Annotated in this window: 18 protein-coding genes and 1 pseudogene; 14 read left to right on the top strand and 5 right to left on the bottom strand. The window is 41.7% G+C overall.

Features of this window, described 5'->3' with window-relative positions; genetic code table 11:
- Positions 1–37: 37 nt before the first annotated feature.
- A complete protein-coding gene (galE, locus tag ABKJ27_RS07795; protein ID WP_033688137.1) occupies positions 38–1,036 on the bottom strand; it encodes a UDP-glucose 4-epimerase GalE in 999 nt (332 codons plus the stop codon).
- Between the two features lie 284 nt (positions 1,037–1,320).
- On the opposite strand from galE, the gene pepA reads away from it, so the two are divergent.
- Together pepA and ABKJ27_RS07785 are read left to right on the top strand one after the other, a co-directional pair.
- Positions 1,321–2,385: a glutamyl aminopeptidase gene (gene pepA, locus ABKJ27_RS07790; protein WP_410011640.1), complete on the top strand. Its 1,065-nt coding sequence runs from the start codon at positions 1,321–1,323 to the stop codon at positions 2,383–2,385.
- A 21-nt stretch (positions 2,386–2,406) separates the two neighbouring features.
- Positions 2,407–2,703, top strand: coding sequence for a bacteriocin immunity protein (locus ABKJ27_RS07785; protein ID WP_410011639.1), 297 nt, complete (start codon positions 2,407–2,409; stop codon positions 2,701–2,703).
- 96 nt (positions 2,704–2,799) lie between these two features.
- Here ABKJ27_RS07785 and ABKJ27_RS07780 read toward each other — a convergent pair whose 3' ends face one another.
- Complete coding sequence (locus tag ABKJ27_RS07780) at positions 2,800–4,431, bottom strand: Na/Pi cotransporter family protein (RefSeq protein ID WP_020903108.1); 1,632 nt, start codon at positions 4,429–4,431, stop codon at positions 2,800–2,802.
- Between the two features lie 303 nt (positions 4,432–4,734).
- On the opposite strand from ABKJ27_RS07780, the pseudogene ABKJ27_RS07775 reads away from it, so the two are divergent.
- From ABKJ27_RS07775 to dnaJ, 10 genes and pseudogenes are all read left to right on the top strand, one after another.
- Positions 4,735–4,797: pseudogene (locus tag ABKJ27_RS07775) on the top strand (YSIRK-type signal peptide-containing protein); the annotation flags it as partial.
- A gap of 291 nt (positions 4,798–5,088) precedes the next feature.
- A complete protein-coding gene (locus tag ABKJ27_RS07770) occupies positions 5,089–10,008 on the top strand; it encodes an endo-beta-N-acetylglucosaminidase (protein ID WP_410012146.1) in 4,920 nt (1,639 codons plus the stop codon).
- 89 nt (positions 10,009–10,097) lie between these two features.
- Entirely contained in the window at positions 10,098–11,294 is a 1,197-nt protein-coding gene (locus ABKJ27_RS07765) for a phosphoglycerate kinase (RefSeq protein WP_001096743.1), read from the top strand.
- A gap of 323 nt (positions 11,295–11,617) precedes the next feature.
- Positions 11,618–12,145 carry an FUSC family protein gene (locus ABKJ27_RS07760; RefSeq protein WP_218493988.1) on the top strand — a complete coding sequence of 176 codons (528 nt, stop codon included), beginning with the start codon at positions 11,618–11,620 and terminating at the stop codon, positions 12,143–12,145.
- A 76-nt stretch (positions 12,146–12,221) separates the two neighbouring features.
- A complete protein-coding gene (glnR, locus tag ABKJ27_RS07755; RefSeq protein ID WP_000659548.1) occupies positions 12,222–12,578 on the top strand; it encodes a transcriptional repressor GlnR in 357 nt (118 codons plus the stop codon).
- 36 nt (positions 12,579–12,614) lie between these two features.
- Positions 12,615–13,961, top strand: a complete 1,347-nt coding sequence (gene glnA, locus ABKJ27_RS07750; RefSeq protein WP_049501990.1) for a type I glutamate--ammonia ligase — start codon at positions 12,615–12,617, stop codon at positions 13,959–13,961.
- Positions 13,962–14,159: 198 nt separating this feature from the next.
- Positions 14,160–15,194 carry a heat-inducible transcriptional repressor HrcA gene (gene hrcA / locus ABKJ27_RS07745; RefSeq protein ID WP_000255759.1) on the top strand — a complete coding sequence of 345 codons (1,035 nt, stop codon included), beginning with the start codon at positions 14,160–14,162 and terminating at the stop codon, positions 15,192–15,194.
- Positions 15,195–15,220: 26 nt separating this feature from the next.
- Positions 15,221–15,745 carry a nucleotide exchange factor GrpE gene (gene grpE / locus ABKJ27_RS07740; protein WP_166736000.1) on the top strand — a complete coding sequence of 175 codons (525 nt, stop codon included), beginning with the start codon at positions 15,221–15,223 and terminating at the stop codon, positions 15,743–15,745.
- A gap of 252 nt (positions 15,746–15,997) precedes the next feature.
- On the top strand, positions 15,998–17,821 hold the full coding sequence (dnaK, locus tag ABKJ27_RS07735) for a molecular chaperone DnaK (protein WP_410011638.1): 1,824 nt from the start codon (positions 15,998–16,000) through the stop codon (positions 17,819–17,821).
- 474 nt (positions 17,822–18,295) lie between these two features.
- On the top strand, positions 18,296–19,432 hold the full coding sequence (gene dnaJ, locus ABKJ27_RS07730) for a molecular chaperone DnaJ (RefSeq protein WP_001066308.1): 1,137 nt from the start codon (positions 18,296–18,298) through the stop codon (positions 19,430–19,432).
- A gap of 288 nt (positions 19,433–19,720) precedes the next feature.
- On the opposite strand, the gene ABKJ27_RS07725 is transcribed toward dnaJ, so the two are convergent.
- Both ABKJ27_RS07725 and ABKJ27_RS07720 read right to left on the bottom strand, forming a co-directional pair.
- Positions 19,721–20,008, bottom strand: a complete 288-nt coding sequence (locus ABKJ27_RS07725) for a hypothetical protein (RefSeq protein WP_410011637.1) — start codon at positions 20,006–20,008, stop codon at positions 19,721–19,723.
- 9 nt (positions 20,009–20,017) lie between these two features.
- Entirely contained in the window at positions 20,018–20,428 is a 411-nt protein-coding gene (locus ABKJ27_RS07720; protein WP_410011636.1) for an HIT family protein, read from the bottom strand.
- 67 nt (positions 20,429–20,495) lie between these two features.
- On the opposite strand from ABKJ27_RS07720, the gene ABKJ27_RS07715 reads away from it, so the two are divergent.
- Positions 20,496–21,227 (top strand): ABC transporter ATP-binding protein, encoded by a 732-nt coding sequence (locus ABKJ27_RS07715; protein ID WP_000889954.1) that lies wholly within the window; start codon positions 20,496–20,498, stop codon positions 21,225–21,227.
- Entirely contained in the window at positions 21,224–22,273 is a 1,050-nt protein-coding gene (locus ABKJ27_RS07710; RefSeq protein WP_410011635.1) for an ABC transporter permease, read from the top strand. Before ABKJ27_RS07715 ends, ABKJ27_RS07710 begins: the two co-directional genes overlap by 4 nt.
- 61 nt (positions 22,274–22,334) lie before the next feature.
- Here the strand turns inward: ABKJ27_RS07710 and ABKJ27_RS07705 are convergent, their stop codons facing one another.
- The gene (locus tag ABKJ27_RS07705) at positions 22,335–22,664 is read right to left on the bottom strand and encodes a helicase BlpT (protein WP_084947397.1); all 330 of its coding nucleotides are present in this window, start codon (positions 22,662–22,664) and stop codon (positions 22,335–22,337) included.
- Positions 22,665–22,730 lie beyond the last annotated feature (66 nt).

Raw genomic sequence — 22,730 nt, 5'->3', positions numbered from 1 at the left:
ACAAGGAGAGAGTACCAGGACCTTCTCCTCTGTTTTCCTATTCTAAAATGTTTTTCCCCTCTTTAACACGCCAATGATAATCCGATAAAATAATATCTTCGAGGGAGTAGCTAGCTTTCCAATCAAGATATTTTTTAGCTTTTGATGCGTCTGCTAGGACGCTAGCTGGATCACCAGCACGGCGAGCAACAATTTCGTGTGGTATTTTTTGATTCAGTAATTCTTCAGCAGTTTTAAAGATTTCTTTGACGGTATAGCCTTTTTCAGTTCCTAAGTTAAATATTTGAGAAGAACTGTCTTCTTGAAAGAGGTAGTTCATTCCTTTAACATGAGCCTGTGCAAGATCCAAGACATGAATATAATCTCGAATACATGAACCATCACGTGTATCGTAGTCATCTCCAAATATTTTCAGGCTATCATTTTGTCCCAATGCGGTTTTGTTGATATTGGGAATGATGTGAGTTGGATTTTTCACACGTAGACCGTTTGAAGCATCCATTTCAGCCCCAGCTACATTAAAGTAACGGAAAATGACATATTTCCAATCGTAGCGATTGGCCATCCAGTAAATCATTCGTTCACCCATCAGTTTTGTTTCTGCATAAGGGTTGACAGGGTCGAGCAGGGTATCTTCAGTTGCAGGCTTGTCAATACAGTTATTACCATAGAGGGAAGCAGTCGAAGAGAACATGATTTTTTGAATACCAACTTCAGATAAGACTTTGAGAACTTGGTTCATACCAGCAACATTGGCAGTGAAGTATTTACTTGGATTTTCAATACTTTCGCTCACAACAATCTCACCCGCACAATGGAGAACAGCGTCAATCTTGTTTTCTTCCAAGTAAGCTTTTAAGGCGCTAGCATCATAAACATCCAGTTGTTTAAAGCTAGCACGACTATCTACAGCCGAACGATTTCCTGTAGAGAGATTATCTAGGACATGCACCTGGTAGCCAGCATTTAAAAGAGCTTTAACGGTATGGGAGCCAATGTAGCCAGCTCCACCTGTAACAAGAATTGTTTTGGTCATGATTTTTTCCTTTTCCTAGTTTTGTACTATTTTAAATAAATAAGAAGGCAAAGTCAACTATTTTCTGGAAATTTCATGAAAAAATTGAACAAATATAGCATTGGATTGTTTTATGTTTGGAAATTAATAGTTTGGTTGATCTTGGAATAGTTCTTAGATTTCACCTCACATGCAAGAAAATACAAGCTTTTTATAAGATACAGTAAGACTAAGATAAATCCACCTTCCCGCTATCCTTCTCCTATAAAAAGTGGTAAAATGGATGAAAGAAAGAAGGAACTGAAATGACAACATTATTTTCAAAAATCAAAGAAGTAACAGAACTTACTGCGATCTCAGGTCATGAAGCACCTGTTCGTGCTTATCTTCGTGAAAAGTTGACCCCGCACGTGGATGAAGTGGTGACAGATGGCTTGGGTGGTATTTTCGGAATTAAGCATTCAGAAGCTGCAGATGCACCACGCGTCTTGGTTGCTTCTCACATGGATGAAGTTGGTTTTATGGTCAGCGAGATTAAGCCAGACGGCACCTTCCGTGTCGTAGAAATCGGTGGTTGGAATCCTATGGTGGTTAGTAGCCAGCGCTTTAAACTCTTTACTCGTGACGGTCGTGAAATTCCTGTGATTTCAGGCTCTGTTCCGCCACATTTGACTCGTGGTAAGGGCGGACCAACCATGCCTGCCATTGCAGATATCGTCTTTGATGGTGGTTTTGCGGACAAGGTTGAGGCAGAAAGCTTTGGTATCCGTCCTGGTGATACCATCGTACCAGATAGTTCTGCAATCTTGACAGCCAATGAAAAAAATATCATCTCAAAAGCTTGGGACAACCGCTATGGAGTTCTCATGGTGAGCGAGTTGGCGGAAGCTCTGTCAGGTCAAAAACTCGAAAATGAACTCTATCTTGGCTCTAACGTCCAAGAAGAAGTTGGTCTTCGTGGTGCTCATACTTCTACAACCAAGTTTGATCCAGAAGTCTTCCTCGCAGTTGACTGTTCACCAGCAGGTGATGTTTATGGCGGTCAAGGCAAGATTGGGGATGGAACCTTGATTCGTTTCTACGATCCAGGTCACTTGCTTCTCCCAGGAATGAAGGATTTCCTTTTGACAACGGCTGAAGAAGCTGGAATCAAGTATCAATACTACTGTGGTAAAGGCGGCACAGACGCTGGCGCAGCTCATTTGAAAAATGGTGGTGTCCCATCAACAACAATCGGTGTTTGCGCTCGTTATATCCATTCTCACCAAACCCTCTACGCTATGGATGACTTCCTAGAAGCTCAAGCTTTCTTGCAAGCCTTGGTGAAGAAATTGGATCGTTCAACGGTTGATTTGATTAAAAATTATTAAACCATAAGGGAGGTGGTAGGGATGGTAGAACCAAACCTAGAAAGCCTTATAAAAGATCTTTACAATCATGCTCGACATGATTTGAGTGAAGATTTAGTTGCTGCTCTCCTAGAGACTGCTAAAAAACTGCCTACTACAAATGAGCAATTGCTGTCAGTTCGTCTCTCAGGCCTGGTCAATCGTGAATTGCTCCTAAATTCCAAACATCCGGCACCTGAGTTGCTCAACTTGGCTCGCTTTATCAAAAGAGAAGAATCCAAGTACAGAGGAACTGCGGCTTCTGCGATTATGTATGGGGAGCTCTTTAAAATGCTTTGATTCCATTGTGAATCAAAGCATTTTTCTATATGGTAGAAGAGTAATTCTTGATTAGGAGAAGAAAAAGCCATCCCATTTAGGATAGCTTCTTGGATCTTAGATTTGTTCAGCGATGACCTTTTCAGCTAGATTCATAGCGTGGTCAGATACACGAGTATAGTGGGAAATGATGTCGATAAAGTTGACCCCAGCTTGTGTTGAACACTCACCCTTGTTGAGGCGTTTGATGTGGGTCTTTCTGAGAACACGTTCCATATTGTTGATTTCTTTATGGCGTTCAATCAGACTTTGAGCTTTTTCAATATCATTGTTTTCCACGCTATCAAGAGCATCCTTGATGAAGCTAGTGGTTTTTTGATAGATATCAGCTAATTCTTGTAAAGCAGCTTCAGAAAACTCAACATTTTTACGTTGAAGATAGTCAGTTAGATTGATTAGGGCTTCTGCGTGGTCCCCAATCCGTTCCAAATCACGGGATGAATCCAGGATGTTGGTGAGCACTTCGCTTTCTTTCTGGCTAAGGGCTTCACTTGAAAGAGTAATAAGGTAACGAGTCAATTTTTCATCAATGGTATTGATGGCTTCTTCTGTCTTGTGGCCTTTTTCAGCTACCTTTTCATTAAGGTCAATGATGTAGTTGTATGAAAGGTCAAAGGCTTTAGAAGCATAATTTCCCAAGTGAAGGAGTTCTTTTTTGGCATTTCCGAGAGCGATTGATGGAGCTTGTTTAATCAAATGCTCATCAAGATAAAGTGGCTCGTACTTGACAACTTCATCTTCACCAGGGATGAGCTTGGTTACAAAGTAGGCCAAGGCTCCGATGAATGGAAATTGGATAATAGTATTTGTGATATTAAAGGTTCCGTGGGCGAAGGCAATGGTCATTTCTGGAGCCAGATTGAGTGTAGATTCAAACCATTGAATCAAGCCAGTGAAAGGTACAAGGAAGACAATACAGATAACCGTACCAATCACGTTAAAGGCAACATGGGCACCAGCAACACGTTTGGCAGCGATATTGGCTCCAAGAGAAGCAATAATAGCTGTAATGGTCGTTCCGATATTATCACCAAACAAGACTGGTAGGGCACCTTGTAGATCAATCAAACCACTTGCGTAAAGATTCTGTAGGATACCGATAGTTGCGGAAGAAGCTTGAATGAGTAGGGTTAGTCCAGTTCCGACAAAGACACCGAGAATAGGACTCTTACTTAGTTCAACCATGTAGTCTCTAAAGACTTGCAGGTCTTTTAGAGGCTCCATTGCACCGCTCATAAGATTGAGAGCGAAGAAGATACCACCTACACCAAAAATGATACGTCCGATGTTATTGATAGAGCGATTCTTGGTGAAGAAGAGACAAATCGCTCCGATGAAAAGCATTGGTAAGGCGTAATCTCCTAGCTTAAAACCGATGATAAAGGATGTAACGGTAGTTCCAATATTGGCACCCATGACAATACCGATAGCTTGACGCAAGGTCAAAAGTCCTGCGCTGACTAGCCCCACTGTAATGACTGTGACCCCAGAACTTGACTGAATTAGCGCCGTCATACCGATACCAACTAGCACACCGAAGAACGGATTGCTAGTGTACTTGTCAATGTAAAAACGAAGGCGATCTCCAGCAGCTTGTTGCAAACCGTCTCCCATGGTCTTGATACTATATAAGAATAGTCCCAGACCACCTAAAAAGTGAAATAAAATTTCCTGCCAATTAATGGACATTTCTTTTTCCTCCGAAAAATAATAACGGAATTTCTCCTATTCTATTTTAAAGGATAAAAGTAAATCTAACAAGTGTTAAGCTAAGATTTTAGAAAGAAAATTCGTTAGAATGGGCCTTAATTATATTAATTTTACCAATTTCTAACCTAGATATAGGTATTTCCTTTTATATATTGACATTTAAAAGAAATATTTTAAAATGAGGGAGGTATTATCTTGGTCCCTGTGATTGGGATAAAAATTTTATAAAGAAAGTTAAGCGCTTTCTTTTATGTAACAAAATCAATCTTTTAGGAGGAGAAAATGAAGAATCCATTTTTTGAAAGACGTTGTCGTTACAGTATTCGTAAGTTGTCAGTAGGAGCCTGCTCGCTGATGATTGGGGCTGTTTTATTTGCTGGCCCAGCCTTGGCTGAAGAAACTGCAGTCCCTGAAAATAGAGGAGCCAATACAGGGCTTGTTTCAGGAGAGAGTGAGCATCCAACTAATGAAGCTGACAAGCAACATGAAGGAGAACATGCTAGAGAAAATAAGTTAGAAAAGGCAGAAGGAGTAGCGACAGCATCTGAAACTGCTTCGCCAGCAAACAATGAAGCTGCAACTACTGAAACTACAGAGGCAGTAAGCGTAGCTAAACCAGAGGAAAAACCAAGTGAGGTGGCTACAGAAACATCATCTGTAGAAGCAAAACCTAAGTCTGACAAGGAAATAGAAGCAAAGCCTGAAGCAACTAGCCAAGGAGATGAGTCTAAGCCAGCAGCAGAAGCTAATAAGATTGAAAAAGAAGTCCAGCCAGATGTCCCTAAAAATACAGAAAAAACATTAAAACCAAAGGAAATCAAATTTAATTCTTGGGAAGAATTGTTGAAATGGGAACCCGGTGCTCGTGAAGATGATGCCATCAACCGCGGCTCTGTTGCCCTCGCTCCACGTCGGACAGGTCATTTGGTCAATGAAAAAGCTAGCAAGGAAGCAAAAGTTCAAGCTCTATCCAACACCAATTCTAAAGCAAAAGACCATGCTTCTGTTGGTGGAGAAGAGTTCAAGGCCTATGCTTTTGACTATTGGCAATATCTAGATTCAATGGTCTTCTGGGAAGGTCTTGTTCCAACTCCTGACGTTATTGATGCAGGTCACCGTAACGGGGTTCCTGTATATGGTACACTCTTCTTTAACTGGTCTAATAGTATTGCAGATCAAGAAAAATTCGCTGAAGCTTTGAAGCAAGACGCAGATGGTAGCTTCCCAATTGCCCGTAAATTGGTAGATATGGCCAAGTATTATGGCTATGATGGCTATTTCATCAACCAGGAAACAACTGGAGATTTGGTTGAACCTCTTGGAGAAAAGATGCGCCAGTTTATGCTCTATACCAAGGAATATGCTGCTAAGGTAAACCATCCAATCAAGTATTCTTGGTACGATGCCATGACTTATAACTATGGACGTTACCACCAAGATGGTTTGGGAGAATACAACTACCAATTCATGCAACCAGAAGGAGATAAGGTTCCAGCAGATAACTTCTTTGCTAACTTTAACTGGGATAAGGCTAAGAATGATTACACTATTACAACTGCCAACTGGATTGGCCGTAATCCTTATGACGTATTTGCAGGTTTGGAATTGCAACAGGGTGGTTCCTACAAGACCAAGGTCAAATGGAATGACATTTTAGATGAAAATGGGAAATTGCGCCTTTCTCTTGGTTTGTTCGCCCCAGATACCATTACAAGTTTAGGAAAAACTGGTGAAGATTATCATAAGAATGAAGATATCTTCTTTACAGGTTATCAAGGTGATCCTACTGGCCAAAAACCAGGTGATAAAGATTGGTATGGGATTGCTAACCTAGTTGCGGACCGTACGCCAGCAGTAGGTAATACTTTTACTACTTCTTTTAATACAGGTCATGGTAGAAAATGGTTCGTAGATGGTAAGGTTTCTAAGGATTCTGAGTGGAATTACCGTTCAGTTTCAGGTGTTCTTCCAACATGGCGCTGGTGGCAAAAATCAACTGGCGATAAGTTGAAAGCAAGCTATGATTTTGAAGATGCTTATAATGGTGGAACTTCTCTCAAATTTGCAGGGGATCTTTCAGGTGCGACCAAGCAAGATGTTAATTTGTACTCTACTCGCTTGAAGGTGACAGATACAACCAAATTACATGTTGCCCACAAAGGAGGCAAAGGGAGCAAGGTTTATGTAGAATTTGCAACCAAGAAAGATTATACCTACGGTGATGAAGCTGCCCGTAAAGAATTGACAGTTTCAGATAACTGGACTACCGATGATTTTGATTTGAGTGCCTTGGCAGGTAAAACAATTTACGGTATTAAACTCTATTTTGAAAATGATAAAGATTTAAAAGGTTATCAATTTAACCTGGGGCAATTGACCATCAGCAATAATCAAGATGCTCCACAGGCACCAACCACAGTAGCTGTAGCCAAACAAGTCCTTAAAAATGCCCAAGAAGCGGAAGCAGTTGTGCAATTTAAAGGCAACAAGGATGCAGATTTCTATGAAGTTTACGAAAAAGATGGAGACAGCTGGAAATTACTAACTGGTTCATCTTCTACAACGATTTATCTACCAAAAGTTAGCCGTTCAGCAAGTGCTCAGGGTACAACTCAAGAACTGAAGGTTGTAGCAGTCGGTAAAAATGGGGTTCGTTCAGAAGCTGCAACCACAACCTTTGATTGGGGCATGACTGTAAAAGATACCAGCCTACCAAAACCACTAGCTGAAAATATCGTTCCAGGTGCAACAGTTATTGATAGTACTTTCCCTAAGACTGAAGGTGGAGAAGGTATTGAAGGTATGTTGAATGGTACCATTACCAGTCTTTCAGACAAGTGGTCTTCTGGACAGTTAAGTGGTAGTGTGGATATTCGTTTGACCCAGCCACGTACAGTTGTTAGATGGGTGATGGACCATGCTGGAGCTGGTGGAGAATCTGTAAACGACGGTTTGATGAACACCAAAGACTTTGACCTCTATTATAAAGATGCGGATGGTCAATGGAAATTGGCTAAGGAAGTCCGTGGCAATAAAGCCCATGTTACAGATATTACCCTTGATAAACCAATCACAGCTCAAGATTGGCGCTTGAATGTTGTCACTTCTGACAATGGAACCCCATGGAAGGCTATTCGTATCTATAACTGGAAAATGTATGAAAAGCTTGATACTGAGAGTGTCAATATTCCGATGGCCAAGGCTGCAGCCCGTTCTCTAGGCAATAACAAGGTACAAGTTGGCTTTGCGGATGTACCAGCTGGAGCAACCATTACCGTTTATGATAATCCAAATTCTCAAACTCCGCTTGCAACCTTGAAGAGCGAAGTTGGAGGAGACCTAGCAAGTGCACCATTGGATTTGACAAATCAATCTGGTCTTCTTTACTATCGTACCCAGTTGCCAGGCAAGGAAATTAGTAATATCCTAGCAGTTTCCGTTCCAAAAGATGACAGAAGAATCAAGTCAGTCAGCCTAGAAACAGGACCTAAGAAAACAAGCTACGCCGAAGGGGAGAATTTAGACCTTAGAGGTGGTGTTCTTCGAGTTCAGTATGAAGGTGGAGCTGAGGACGAACTTATTCGCCTAACTCACGCGGGTGTATCAGTGTCGGGTTTTGATACGCATCATAAGGGAGAACAAAATCTTACTTTACAATATTTGGGACAACCAGTAAATGCGAATTTGTCAGTGACTGTCACTAGCCAAGATGAAGCAAGTCCGAAAACTATTTTGGGAATTGAAGTAAGTCATGAACCGAAAAAAGATTATCTAGTTGGTGATAGTTTAGACTTGTCTGAAGGACGCTTTGCAGTAGCTTATAGCAATGACACCATGGAAGAACATTCCTTTACTGATGAGGGAGTTGAAATTTCTGGTTACGATGCTCAAAAGACTGGTCGTCAAACCTTGACGCTTCGTTACCAAGGTCATAAAGTCAACTTTGATGTTTTGGTATCTCCAAAAGCAGCATTGAACGATGAGTACCTTAAACAAAAATTAGCAGAGGTTGAAGCAGCTAAGAACAAGGTGGTCTATAACTTTGCTTCACCAGAAGTAAAAGAAGCCTTCTTGAAAGCAATTGAAGCGGCCGAACAAGTGTTGAAAGACCATGAAACTAGCACCCAAGATCAAGTCAATGACCGACTTAATAAATTGACAGAAGCTCACAAAGCTCTGAATGGTCAAGAGAAATTTAAGGAAGAAAAGACAGAACTCGATCGCTTAACAGGTGAGGCTCAAGAGCTCTTAGCTGCCAAACCAAACCATCCTTCAGGTTCTGCCCTAGCCCCACTTCTTGAAAAGAACAAGGCCTTGGTTGAAAAAGTAGATTTGAGTCCAAAAGAGCTTGCAACAGCGAAACAGAGTCTGAAAGATCTGGTTGCTTTATTGAAAGAAGACAAGCCAGCAGTCTTTTCTGATAGTAAAACAGGTGTTGAAGTACACTTCTCAAATAAAGAGAAGACTGTCATCAAGGGCTTGAAAGTAGAACGTGTTCAAGCAAGTGCTGAAGAGAAGAAATACTTTGCTGGAGAAGATGCTCATGTCTTTGAAATAGAAGGTCTAGATGAAAAAGGTCAAGACGTTGATCTCTCTTACGCTTCTATTGTGAAAATTCCAATTGAAAAAGATAAGAGAGTGAAGAAAGTCTTCTTCTTACCTGAAGGCAAAGAAGCAGTAGAGTTGGCTTTTGAACAAACAGATAGTCATGTCATCTTTACAGCACCACACTTTACACATTATGCCTTTGTTTATGAATCTGCTGAAAAACCACAACCTGCTAAACCAGTAGAAAAAGTTATTTCAAGCAAGGAACCAGCTGAAGGTGTCAAGAATTTGGTTGTGGATACTCCGAAACTAGAAGTTGAAGAGACAAGTATCGCCTTCGAACACCAAGAACGACCAAATCCAAATCTCCCAGTCGGTCAACGTCAACTTGTCCAAGCAGGAGTTGAGGGACACATTCGTCGCTTGATTGAAGTAGATAGCCAAGGTAATCGTACCCTTCGCTCTACCGAAGTTTTGAAAGAAGCAAGTCCTGAAATCGTGGAAGTAGGTACTGGTCTAATCCCTGCCAATCCAGCCCCACAAAACACATACCTTCCAAAACCTACTAATCAACCGGCTTCTGATCAACAAAAGGCTCCTAAATTGGAAGTTCAAGAGGAAAAGGTTGCCTTTGATCGTCAAGAGCATGAAAATGCTGAGATGCTAGTTGGGGAACAACGAGTCATCATACAGGGACGAGATGGTCTATTAAGACATGTCTTTGAAGTTGATGAAAACGGTCAGCGTCGCCTTCGTTCAACAGAAGTCATCCAAGAAACGATTCCAGAAATTGTTGAAATTGGAACAAAAGTAAAAACTGAACCAGCAGTAGCGCCTACACAAGAAAAACCAGCCCAAAATACAGCAGTTAAGTCAGAAGAAGCAGGCAAACAATTGCCAAATACAGGAACTGCTGATGCCAATGAAGCCCTAATAGCAGGATTGGCCAGCCTTGGTCTTGCTAGTTTAGCCTTGACATTGAAACAGAAAAAAGAAGATGAAGATTAAATATCGAAAAATCTTGTGAAATCTTTCCTTATATTTCCAAAGTGTGATATAATAGTTTCGAATAAAATAAATAAAGGGGTTTTTGTAACATGGCAAAACTTACTGTTAAAGACGTTGACTTGAAAGGTAAAAAAGTCCTCGTTCGTGTTGACTTCAACGTACCATTGAAAGATGGCGTAATCACTAACGACAACCGTATCACAGCAGCTCTTCCAACTATTAAGTACATCATCGAACAAGGTGGACGTGCAATTCTTTTCTCTCACCTTGGACGTGTGAAAGAAGAAGCTGATAAAGCTGGTAAATCACTTGCTCCTGTAGCAGCAGACTTGGCAGCAAAACTTGGCCAAGACGTTGTTTTCCCAGGTGTTACTCGTGGTGCTGAATTGGAAGCAGCTATCAACGCTCTTGAAGATGGACAAGTTCTTTTGGTTGAAAACACTCGTTACGAAGATGTTGACGGCAAAAAAGAATCTAAAAACGATCCTGAACTTGGTAAATACTGGGCATCACTTGGAGATGGTATTTTCGTAAACGATGCATTCGGTACAGCTCACCGTGCACACGCATCTAACGTTGGTATCTCAGCAAACGTTGAAAAAGCAGTTGCTGGTTTCCTTCTTGAAAACGAAATTGCCTACATCCAAGAAGCAGTTGAAACTCCAGAACGTCCATTCGTAGCGATTCTTGGTGGTTCAAAAGTTTCAGACAAGATCGGTGTTATCGAAAACTTGCTTGAAAAAGCTGATAAAGTCCTTATCGGTGGTGGTATGACTTACACATTCTACAAAGCACAAGGTATCGAAATCGGTAACTCACTTGTAGAAGAAGACAAATTGGATGTTGCGAAAGCTCTTCTTGAAAAAGCAAATGGTAAATTGATCTTGCCAGTTGACTCAAAAGAAGCAAACGCATTTGCTGGTTACACTGAAGTGCGTGACACTGAAGGTGAAGCAGTTTCTGAAGGCTTCCTTGGTCTTGACATCGGTCCAAAATCTATCGCTAAATTTGACGAAGCTTTGACTGGTGCGAAAACAGTTGTATGGAACGGACCTATGGGTGTATTTGAAAACCCAGACTTCCAAGCAGGTACAATTGGTGTGATGGACGCTATCGTGAAACAACCAGGAGTTAAATCAATCATTGGTGGTGGTGACTCAGCTGCTGCAGCGATCAACCTTGGACGTGCAGATAAATTCTCATGGATTAGTACGGGCGGAGGTGCTTCAATGGAACTTCTCGAAGGTAAAGTATTGCCAGGTTTGGCTGCACTTACAGAAAAATAATTTCAGCCCGTTAGTCTCTACAAAATCCTGATTTTGTAGAAAAAGGAACAAAACTGAAACGTTAACAAAAAGGTGGCTATGTCACCTTTTTGTGTTAGTGTAGGTATTTGTGACGCGGTGGTGGAGCATCAATGGAACTTCTTGAAGGTAAAGTTCTTCCAGGACTTGCAGCCTTGACAGAAAAATAAGATTTTATAAATAAGTCAAAGAAGAGAGGGATGAAAGTTCCTCTTTTCTTTTGCTTAAAATAAAAACGCTTCCTCTCAACTATTGCTCATAAAATCAGCCAATTTATGATAAAATGGAAATAGAAAGTTGAGATTATGAGTTATTTTAAAAAATATAAATTCGATAAATCCCAGTTCAAACTTGGTATGCGAACCTTTAAAACAGGTATTGCTGTTTTTCTAGTTCTCTTGATTTTTGGCTTTTTTGGTTGGAAAGGTCTTCAAATCGGTGCTTTGACAGCCGTTTTTAGCTTGAGGGAGAGTTTTGATAAGAGTGTTCATTTTGGGACTTCGCGTATTCTAGGAAATAGTATCGGTGGCCTCTATGCCTTGGTTTTCTTCCTAATAAATAGTTTTTTCCACGAAGCCTTTTGGGTAACCTTAGTTGTTGTTCCAATCTGCACCATGTTAACCATTATGACAAATGTAGCCATGAATAACAAAGCAGGGGTTATTGGTGGTGTAGCAGCTATGTTAATCATTACCTTATCAATTCCGAGTGGGGAAACGATTTTGTACGTGTTTGCGCGTGTATCAGAAACTTTCATGGGAGTTTTTGTCGCAATTCTCGTAAATTACGATATTGATCGTATTCGGCTCATTTTAGAGAAAAAAGAAAAATAATGTTACATTTTATAACATTATCAATTGACGTTTGTCTTTTTTTAGACTATAATAGACAGAAAGAAGGAAATTGTAAATGAAGGAAAAAGAATTTCGCCGAAATATGGCTGTTTTTCCTATCGGCAGTGTTATGAAGTTGACCGACCTATCGGCGCGTCAGATTCGTTATTATGAAGATCAAGAGTTGATTAAGCCTGATCGAAACGAAGGGAACCGTCGCATGTATTCCTTGAATGACATGGATCGTCTGCTTGAAATCAAAGATTATATCTCTGAAGGTTATAATATCGCTGCCATCAAGAAAAAATATGCTGAACGTGAAGCGAAATCCAAGAAAGCGGTGAGTCAGACTGAGGTGCGTCGTGCACTTCATAATGAACTCCTCCAACAGGGTCGCTTTGCTTCAGTACGGTCACCTTTTGGTCGCGGTTAGGCAACCGCAAGTAGTTATACATTAAGGAGAAAACTCATGCCAATCACAGCTGCAGATATTCGTCGTGAAGTCAAGGAAAAAAATGTTACCTTTATTCGTCTCATGTTCTCAGATATTTTGGGAACCATGAAAAACGTCGAAATTCCTGCTACAGATGAACAGTTAGATAAAGTCTTGTCAAATAAGGCTATGTTTGATGGATCTTCTATTGAAGGTTTTGTACGTATCAATGAGTCAGATATGTACTTGTACCCTGACTTGGATACATGGACAGTCTTCCCTTGGGGAGATGAAAATGGAAGTGTTGCAGGTTTGATCTGTGATGTCTATACAACAGAAGGTGAGCCATTTGCAGGTGATCCTCGTGGCAATTTGAAACGTGCTCTTCGTCACATGGAAGAAGTGGGATTCAAGTCCTTCAACCTTGGACCAGAACCAGAATTCTTCCTATTTAAACTTGATGAAAATGGAGACCCAACACTTGAAGTAAATGACAAGGGTGGCTACTTTGATTTGGCGCCTACTGACCTTGCGGACAATACACGTCGTGAGATTGTCAATGTCTTGACCAAAATGGGATTTGAAGTAGAAGCAAGTCACCATGAGGTTGCGGTTGGACAACATGAGATTGACTTTAAGTACGATGAAGTTCTCCGTGCTTGTGATAAGATTCAAATCTTTAAACTCGTTGTTAAAACCATTGCTCGCAAACATGGTCTTTACGCAACCTTTATGGCCAAACCAAAATTTGGTATTGCCGGATCAGGTATGCACTGTAATATGTCCTTGTTTGATGCAGAAGGAAACAATGCCTTCTTTGATCCAAATGATCCAAAAGGAATGCAGTTGTCAGAAACGGCCTACCATTTCCTTGGTGGTTTGATTAAGCATGCCTACAACTATACTGCCATCATGAACCCAACGGTTAACTCATACAAACGTTTGGTTCCAGGTTATGAAGCGCCTGTTTATATTGCTTGGGCTGGTCGTAACCGTTCGCCACTTGTGCGCGTGCCTGCTTCACGTGGTATGGGAACTCGTCTTGAGTTGCGTTCAGTGGATCCAATGGCGAACCCTTACATCGCTATGGCTGTGCTGTTGGAAGTTGGTTTGCATGGTATTGAGAATAAAATCGAAGCACCAGCTCCTATCGAAGAAAATATCTACATCATGACAGCAGAAGAGCGTAAGGAAGCTGGTATTACAGACCTTCCATCAACCCTTCACAACGCTTTGAAAGCTTTGACAGAAGATGAAGTTGTCATAGCGGCTCTCGGAGAACATATCTATACTAGTTTCCTTGAAGCCAAACGAATCGAATGGGCAAGTTATGCAACCTTCGTTTCACAATGGGAAATTGATAATTATTTAGACCTTTACTAATACTAATATAGAAGAAAGATTGCCTGAGGGCGGTCTTTTTTTCTAGGTCTTCAGACTGATTTTTAGCACTCTTGACAAAAGAGTGCTAATTTTTTGAGTTTTTGTCTTGACATTCTCTTTTAAGGGTGTATAATAGAATCATAAGTTAGCACTTGAACGTATCGAGTGCTAACTGGTCAGACAGAGAGGAGTGATGAGATGGTTACAGAGCGTCAGCAGGATATTTTAAATCTGATTATTGACATCTTTACCAAAACGCACGAACCTGTCGGATCCAAAGCCTTGCAAGAGTCTATTAACTCTAGCAGTGCTACCATTCGTAATGATATGGCGGCTTTAGAAAAGCAAGGTTTGCTTGAGAAGGCTCATACTTCAAGTGGTCGGATGCCAAGTGTTGCTGGTTTTCAGTACTATGTAAAACACTCACTGGATTTTGACCGACTGGCTGAAAATGAGGTTTATGAGATTGTCAAAGCCTTTGATCAGGAATTCTTCAAGCTAGAGGATATTCTGCAAGAGGCTGCTAACCTACTAACAGACTTGAGTGGCTGTACAGTAGTAGCACTAGATGTTGAGCCCAGCAGGCAGCGGTTGACAGCCTTTGATATCGTTGTTTTAGGTCAACATACAGCCTTGGCAGTGTTCACCCTAGACGAGTCTCGAACGGTTACCAGTCAGTTTCTGATTCCAAGGAACTTCTTGCAGGAAGATTTGCTGAAGCTGAAGAGCATCATTCAGGAACGTTTCCTCGGCCACACCGTTCTAGATATTCACTACAAGATTCGGACGGAGATTCCGCAGATTATCCAGCGTTACTTCACAACAACGGATAATGTCATTGATCTCTTTGAACACATCTTTAAGGAAATGTTCAACGAAAATATCGTGGTGGCTGGCAAGGTTAATCTCTTGAATTTTGCCAATCTGGCAGCTTATCAGTTCTTTGACCAACCGCAAAAGGTGGCTCTGGAGATTCGTGAGGGGTTGCGTGAAGATCAGATGCAAAACGTCCGTGTTGCGGACAGTCAAGAGTCCTGTCTAGCTGACCTAGCGGTGATTAGTAGTAAATTTCTCATTCCTTATCGGGGAGTTGGAATTCTAGCCATTATCGGTCCAGTCAATCTGGATTACCAACAACTAATCAACCAAGTCAACGTAGTCAACCGTGTTTTGACTATGAAGTTGACAGATTTTTACCGCTACCTCAGCAGTAATCATTACGAAGTACATTAAGATTGAAATCATTAAAGGAGGCGAAAATGGCCCAAGATATAAAAAATGAAGAAGTAGAAGAAGTTCAAGAAGAGGAAGTTGTGGAAACGGTAGAAGAAACAACTCCTGAGAAGTCTGAGTTGGACTTGGCAAATGAACGTGCAGATGAGTTCGAAAATAAATACCTTCGCGCTCATGCAGAAATGCAAAATATCCAACGCCGTGCCAATGAAGAGCGTCAAAACTTGCAACGTTACCGTAGCCAAGACTTGGCAAAAGCGATTCTCCCTTCTTTGGACAACCTTGAGCGTGCGCTCGCAGTTGAAGGTTTGACAGATGATGTCAAAAAAGGCTTGGAAATGGTGCAAGAAAGCTTGATTCACGCTTTGAAAGAAGAAGGAATCGAAGAAATCGCAGCTGACGGCGAATTTGACCATAACTACCACATGGCCATCCAAACTCTCCCAGCAGACGATGAACATCCAGCAGATACCATCGCACAAGTCTTCCAAAAAGGCTACAAACTCCATGACCGCATCCTGCGCCCAGCAATGGTGGTTGTTTACAGCTAAGCTAGAAAGCTTAAAAAACTTGTCCGAAACGACACTAAACTATGAAGAAAGATAAGATGCAAGCCGGAGGCTTGCAAGAAAGATATTTCCCGCCGTGGTGAAAGTTTCAGTAGCTTTTGCTACTGAAACAGGGGATTTTTGAGACAATAGGCTCAAAAATAAGTGATGAAATCCCGAAGGGAGTTGCTCACGTCCCCACCACTTAAGGGAAATATAAAAAATAGAAAATTAACTAACAAGGAGAAAAAACACATGTCTAAAATTATCGGTATTGACTTAGGTACAACAAACTCAGCAGTTGCAGTTCTTGAAGGAACTGAAAGCAAAATCATCGCAAACCCAGAAGGAAACCGCACAACTCCATCTGTAGTCTCATTCAAAAACGGCGAAATCATCGTTGGTGATGCTGCAAAACGTCAAGCGGTCACAAACCCAGATACAGTCATCTCTATCAAATCTAAGATGGGAACTTCTGAAAAAGTTTCTGCTAACGGCAAAGAATACACTCCACAAGAAATCTCAGCTATGATTCTTCAATACTTGAAAGGCTACGCTGAAGACTACCTTGGTGAAAAAGTAACCAAAGCAGTTATCACAGTTCCAGCTTACTTTAACGATGCTCAACGTCAAGCAACCAAAGACGCTGGTAAAATCGCTGGTCTTGAAGTAGAACGTATCGTCAACGAACCAACTGCAGCAGCTCTTGCTTATGGTTTGGATAAGACTGATAAAGAAGAAAAAATCTTGGTATTTGACCTTGGTGGTGGTACATTTGACGTCTCTATCCTTGAATTGGGTGACGGTGTCTTCGATGTATTGTCAACTGCAGGAGATAACAAACTTGGTGGTGACGACTTTGACCAAAAGATCATCGACCACTTGGTAGCAGAATTCAAGAAAGAAAACGGTATTGACTTGTCTACTGACAAGATGGCAATGCAACGTTTGAAAGATGCAGCTGAAAAAGCGAAGAAAGACCTTTCTGGTGTAACTTCAACTCAAATCAGCTTGCCATTTATCACTGCAGGTGATGCTGGACCTCTTCACTTGGAAATGACTTTGACTCGTGCGAAATTTGACGATTTGACTCGTGATCTTGTAGAACGTACAAAAGTTCCAGTTCGTCAAGCCCTTTCAGATGCAGGTTTGAGCTTGTCAGAAATCGACGAAGTTATCCTTGTTGGTGGTTCAACTCGTATCCCAGCCGTTGTAGAAGCAGTTAAAGCTGAAACTGGTAAAGAACCAAACAAATCAGTAAACCCTGATGAAGTAGTTGCTATGGGTGCTGCAATCCAAGGTGGTGTCATCACTGGTGATGTCAAAGACGTTGTCCTTCTTGACGTAACACCATTGTCACTTGGTATCGAAACAATGGGTGGTGTCTTCACAAAACTCATCGATCGCAACACAACAATTCCAACATCTAAATCACAAGTCTTCTCAACTGCAGCAGACAACCAACCAGCCGTTGATATCCACGTTCTTCAAGGTGAACGCCCAATGGCAGCAGATAACAAGACTCTTGGACGTTTCCAATTGACCGATATCCCAGCTGCACCTCGTGGAATTCCTCAAATCGAAGTAACATTTGACATCGACAAGAACGGTATCGTTTCTGTTAAGGCTAAAGACCTTGGAACTCAAAAAGAACAAACTATTGTCATCCAATCTAACTCAGGTTTGACTGATGAAGAAATTGACCGCATGATGAAAGATGCAGAAGCAAACGCTGAAGCAGATAAGAAACGTAAAGAAGAAGTTGACCTTCGTAACGAAGTAGACCAAGCTATCTTCGCAACTGAAAAGACTATCAAGGAAACTGAAGGCAAAGGATTCGACACAGAACGTGACGCTGCCCAAGCTGCCCTTGATGACCTTAAGAAAGCCCAAGAAGACAACAACTTGGACGACATGAAAGCGAAACTTGAAGCATTGAACGAAAAAGCTCAAGGACTTGCTGTGAAACTCTATGAACAAGCTGCAGCAGCTCAACAAGCTCAAGCAGGAGCAGAAGGCGCACAAGCAACAGGAAACGCAGGCGATGACGTCGTAGATGGAGAGTTTACTGAAAAGTAAGATGCAAAGCCCGTTAAAACCTCACAGTGAAAATAGGAAATCTGACGCAGAAACTTTAGTTTCTAGAAAGATTTGTCTTTTTCACCAAGAGGTTAGGGCGTGCTCGATTTAGCATTACTAGTTTGATTTTTAAAACTCGAACGTCGTAATGATAAGAAGAAATCCAGAGGTTGCAACCCAGCCTCTGTTTTTCGATAAAAAAGGCCTAAACCTGATTTATTTGGGGTTTGTCTCATCAATATGAAATACAGGAATTGAACCCGACCTAAATCGAGGTTTGATTCACAATAACAATAGAAAGGAACAAAGGTGTTCAGGGAATTGAACACGGGTTCCAGAATTTCTAACTCAATATAAAAGAAAGGAATTGAACCCGACCTAAATTCTCGGAAAAAAGATAAATCTGTCTAGGAGCATCGCTCCAGCGTCAGATTTCCTATTTTTCAGTCGAATTTTACGGTCTTGGTATCTTGTATGAACAATACTGAATTTTATGATCGTCTGGGGGTGTCAAAAAACGCTTCGGCAGACGAAATCAAAAAGGCTTATCGTAAGCTTTCGAAAAAATATCACCCAGATATCAATAAGGAGCCTGGTGCTGAGGAAAAATACAAGGAAGTTCAGGAAGCCTATGAGACTTTGAGTGACGACCAAAAACGGGCAGCCTATGACCAATATGGTGCGGCTGGTGCCAATGGTGGCTTTGGTGGTGCAGGTGGTTTCGGCGGCTTTGACGGGGCAGGAGGCTTCGGTGGTTTTGAAGATATCTTCTCAAGTTTCTTCGGCGGAGGCGGTGCTTCGCGCAATCCAAATGCTCCTCGTCAGGGGGATGACCTCCAGTATCGTGTGAATTTGACCTTTGAAGAAGCTATTTTTGGAGCTGAAAAAGAGGTTAAGTACAATCGTGAAGCAAGCTGTAGTACATGTAATGGCTCAGGTGCTAAGCCAGGAACAAGTCCAGTCACTTGTGGACGCTGTCATGGTGCTGGTGTCATTAACGTCGATACGCAGACTCCGCTTGGTATGATGCGTCGTCAAGTAACCTGTGATGTCTGTCATGGTCGCGGAAAAGAAATCAAAGATCCATGTACAACTTGTCACGGAACAGGTCATGAAAAACAAGCGCATAGCGTACATGTAAAAATCCCTGCTGGTGTGGAAACTGGTCAACAAATTCGCCTAGCGGGTCAAGGTGAAGCTGGATTTAACGGTGGACCTTATGGTGACTTGTATGTAGTGGTTTCTGTGGAAGCCAGCGATAAGTTTGAACGTGAAGGAACGACTATCTTCTACAATCTCAACCTCAACTTTGTCCAAGCAGCTCTTGGTGACACAGTTGATATCCCAACTGTTCACGGTGATGTTGAATTGGTTATCCCAGAGGGAACTCAGACTGGTAAGAAATTTCGCCTACGTGGTAAGGGAGCTCCGAGTCTTCGTGGTGGTGCAGTTGGTGACCAATACGTTACCGTCAATGTCGTGACTCCGACAGGCTTGAACGACCGCCAAAAAGCAGCCTTGAAAGAATTCGCAGCTGCAGGTGATTTGAAAGTCAATCCAAAGAAAAAAGGCTTCTTTGACCATATTAAAGATGCCTTTGAAGGAGAATAAAGTAAAAAGAGCCGTTGGGCTCTTTTTGTTTACAGATTTTTTAAGACTTTCCTTAAGTAATGACGGACGGTAGCGACCTTCTCCGAAGTTCCATACCTAAACTTTGAGCCTAGGTCTCAAAGTTTCCGAACACCTGAAACCAAACTATTTCAGGTGTTTTCATTACGGCGGAAAGTCTGGGAAAGTATTCGATTTAGTTCTGAAACGATGGATGAGTTGTCTAAATTGTGATGTATAGTTGATGGGATATAAATTATTTACGTTTTAAAAAGAGCCATCGGGCTCTTTTTACTTATCTTCAGTTTCCTGTATTTCTTTTATCACAGCTAGTCTGGTATGGATATCCTTTTCCAAGACCTTAAACTTGTAAGTGAGGTCTTCTTGGTATTCCTTGATGAGTTCTTTTTGCTGGTCGATGATTTGGAGGCTGTTTTGGATAATATCCACATCATCCTTGATAGCTTGAACGCGGTCAGTGGTATTCAAGACTTCATCTGTGATGGTTTGGCGATTTTTTGTGACCAGATAACTTCCAGCTGCAGCTCCTGCAAATAGCAGTAGATTGGATAATTTCATGGCAACTCCTTAGGCGTTTTTGATAGTTTCAGCGACTTGAGCAAGTTTGTCAAAGTCTGGTTCGTGGGCGATAAAATCAATCTTGAGGTCATCGTCCGCACTGTAGCGAGGCACGAGGTGAACGTGGGTATGAAAGACGGTTTGACCAGCGACTTCTTCACAGTTGGCAATGATATTCATACCAGAAGCCTTGGTAGCTTTCATGACTTTTTGGGCCACTGTTGGCACTTGGGCAAAGAGTTGGCTGGCGCTAGTGGCGTCCATTTCCAAAAGATTGCGGTAGTGCTCTTTTGGTACGACCAAGGTATGTCCTGGTGTCACTTGAGAGATATCAAGAAAGGCAAGAACCTGCTCATCTTCATATACTTTTGAAGCAGGAATTTCCCCTGCAATGATTTTACAAAAAATGCAATCTGACATAAAATCTACCTCTACTGTATTGAATTTTGATATAATATAGCTACATTATACCAGATTTGGAGAAAATATGTTAGAAATTAAAAACCTGACAGGTGGCTATGTTCATGTCCCTGTCTTGAAAGATGTGTCCTTTACAGTTGAAAGTGGGCAGTTGGTCGGTTTGATTGGTCTCAATGGTGCTGGGAAATCAACGACGATCAATGAAATTATCGGTCTGTTGACACCCTATAGTGGCTCCATCAATATCAATGGCCTGACCCTGCAAGAAGATGCAACGAGCTACCGCAAGCAGATTGGCTACATTCCTGAGACACCTAGTCTGTATGAGGAATTGACCCTCAGAGAGCATATCGAAACGGTTGCCATGGCTTATGGTATTGAGCAGAAAGTGGCTTTTGATCGAGTAGAGCCCTTGTTAAAAATGTTTCGCTTGGACCAGAAATTAGACTGGTTCCCTGTTCATTTTTCAAAAGGGATGAAGCAGAAAGTCATGATTATCTGTGCTTTTGTGGTGGATCCGAGTCTTTTCATCGTGGATGAGCCTTTCCTTGGGCTCGATCCGTTGGCTATTGCAGACTTGATTCAGCTTTTGGAAGTGGAAAAGCAAAAGGGCAAGTCCATTCTCATGAGTACCCACGTGCTGGATTCGGCGGAGAAGATGTGTGATGCCTTTGTCATTCTCCACAAGGGTGAGGTGCGTGCTAAGGGGAATCTCCTGCAACTGCGCGAAGCCTTTGATATGCCTGAGGCTAGTTTGAATGATATTTACTTGGCTCTGACCAAAGAGGAGGAGCTATGAAAGACTTGTTTTTAAAGAGAAAGCAGGCTTTTCGTAAGGAGTGTCTTGGTTATCTGCGCTATGTGCTCAATGACCACTTTGTCTTATTCCTGCTTGTCCTGTTGGGCTTTCTAGCCTACCAGTACAGTCAACTCTTACAAGATTTTCCTGAAAATCATTGGCCTATCCTTTTATTTGTAGGAATTACGTCTGTTTTACTTTTGCTTTGGGGTGGAATTGCCACCTATATGGAGGCACCAGATAAGCTCTTTCTCTTAGTTGGAGAAGAGGAAATCAAGCTCCATCTTAAGCGTCAAACTGGCATTTCCCTAGTCTTTTGGCTCTTTGTCCAGAACCTTTTCTTGCTGTTATTTGCGCCCCTATTTTTGGCAATGGGTTATGGCTTGCCTGTTTTTCTGGTCTATGTGCTTTTGTTTGGGTTAGGTAAATATTTCCTCTTTCGTCAAAAGGCCAGCAAATTTTTCACGGAAACTGGACTGAACTGGGACTATGTTATTTCTCAAGAAAGCAAGCGTAAGCAAGTCTTGCTTCGTTTCTTCGCTCTCTTTACGCAGGTAAAAGGAATTTCAAACAGTGTCAAACGTCGTGCTTATCTGGACTTTATCCTAAAGACTGTTCAGAAGGTGCCTGGAAAGATTTGGCAAAATCTCTATCTGCGTTCTTATCTGCGAAATGGAGACCTCTTTGCTCTCAGTCTCCGTCTGCTCTTGCTTTCCATACTGGCGCAGATTTTTATCGAGCAAGCTTGGATTGCGACAGCAGTGGTGGTTCTCTTTAACTACCTCTTGCTCTTCCAGTTGCTGGCCCTCTATCATGCCTTTGACTACCAGTATTTGACCCAACTTTTTCCACTGGACAAGGGGCAAAAAGAAAAAGGCTTGCAGGCTGTAGTCCGAGGATTGACTAGTTTTGTTTTACTTGTGGAATTAGTTGTTGGGTTGATTACCTTCCAAGAAAAACTAGCCCTTCTAGCCTTACTGGGATCTGGTTTGGTTTTACTAGTCTTGTACCTACCTTATCAGGTAAAACGTCAGATGCAGGATTAATCTTGCCTATATGACACTAAAAAAGAAGTTGAGTTCAGTTTGTCTCAGCTTCTTTTATTTTCTACAGGATAATGGTTGGTCCGTAGAGACTCAACTTGGTCTTGACTTGGTCAAAGTGGAAGCGGTCATAGGCACGCCAAGCGGCACGAGTAGGAGCATCTGGTTCAAGAGCGCTGAGTCCCATGAGAAGACTGGAAGTCTGGTAAAATTTTTCCAGTTCAATCAAGACTCGATTATCCACTGTTTCAGCCTTGGCTAGAAAGCCAAGAATAGAGTTTAATTGCTCCTGAAAGCGGACGTCGTCAGCGGTTGCCTGTTTGCATGCTTGGTAGGCTTTGTTTAAGTCAGTAATCAAAGTCTGAGCTCTTTTGATGGGGTCTGTATCTGTCATGAGAATTCCTCCTTTAATCTGGGTGCCAGTCTTGATTCTAGCAACTGTGTTTTGATACTGTCAGTT

The organism is Streptococcus sp. KHUD_011, assembly GCF_046352925.1.
GTDB lineage: Bacteria > Bacillota > Bacilli > Lactobacillales > Streptococcaceae > Streptococcus.
The sequence above is the reverse complement of the archived record's forward strand: the minus strand, read 5'-3'. Positions and strand labels throughout refer to the sequence as shown.

Bases quoted from the DNA above. Each gene is read 5' to 3' on its own strand.
- galE (WP_033688137.1), bottom strand. From the start codon at position 1,036: ATGACCAAAACAATTCTTGTTACAGGTGGAGCTGGCTACATTGGCTCC.
- pepA (WP_410011640.1), top strand. From the start codon at position 1,321: ATGACAACATTATTTTCAAAAATCAAAGAAGTAACAGAACTTACTGCG.
- ABKJ27_RS07785 (WP_410011639.1), top strand. From the start codon at position 2,407: ATGGTAGAACCAAACCTAGAAAGCCTTATAAAAGATCTTTACAATCAT.
- ABKJ27_RS07780 (WP_020903108.1), bottom strand. From the start codon at position 4,431: ATGTCCATTAATTGGCAGGAAATTTTATTTCACTTTTTAGGTGGTCTG.
- ABKJ27_RS07765 (WP_001096743.1), top strand. From the start codon at position 10,098: ATGGCAAAACTTACTGTTAAAGACGTTGACTTGAAAGGTAAAAAAGTC.
- ABKJ27_RS07760 (WP_218493988.1), top strand. From the start codon at position 11,618: ATGAGTTATTTTAAAAAATATAAATTCGATAAATCCCAGTTCAAACTT.
- glnR (WP_000659548.1), top strand. From the start codon at position 12,222: ATGAAGGAAAAAGAATTTCGCCGAAATATGGCTGTTTTTCCTATCGGC.
- glnA (WP_049501990.1), top strand. From the start codon at position 12,615: ATGCCAATCACAGCTGCAGATATTCGTCGTGAAGTCAAGGAAAAAAAT.
- hrcA (WP_000255759.1), top strand. From the start codon at position 14,160: ATGGTTACAGAGCGTCAGCAGGATATTTTAAATCTGATTATTGACATC.
- grpE (WP_166736000.1), top strand. From the start codon at position 15,221: ATGGCCCAAGATATAAAAAATGAAGAAGTAGAAGAAGTTCAAGAAGAG.
- dnaK (WP_410011638.1), top strand. From the start codon at position 15,998: ATGTCTAAAATTATCGGTATTGACTTAGGTACAACAAACTCAGCAGTT.
- dnaJ (WP_001066308.1), top strand. From the start codon at position 18,296: ATGAACAATACTGAATTTTATGATCGTCTGGGGGTGTCAAAAAACGCT.
- ABKJ27_RS07725 (WP_410011637.1), bottom strand. From the start codon at position 20,008: ATGAAATTATCCAATCTACTGCTATTTGCAGGAGCTGCAGCTGGAAGT.
- ABKJ27_RS07720 (WP_410011636.1), bottom strand. From the start codon at position 20,428: ATGTCAGATTGCATTTTTTGTAAAATCATTGCAGGGGAAATTCCTGCT.
- ABKJ27_RS07715 (WP_000889954.1), top strand. From the start codon at position 20,496: ATGTTAGAAATTAAAAACCTGACAGGTGGCTATGTTCATGTCCCTGTC.
- ABKJ27_RS07710 (WP_410011635.1), top strand. From the start codon at position 21,224: ATGAAAGACTTGTTTTTAAAGAGAAAGCAGGCTTTTCGTAAGGAGTGT.
- ABKJ27_RS07705 (WP_084947397.1), bottom strand. From the start codon at position 22,664: ATGACAGATACAGACCCCATCAAAAGAGCTCAGACTTTGATTACTGAC.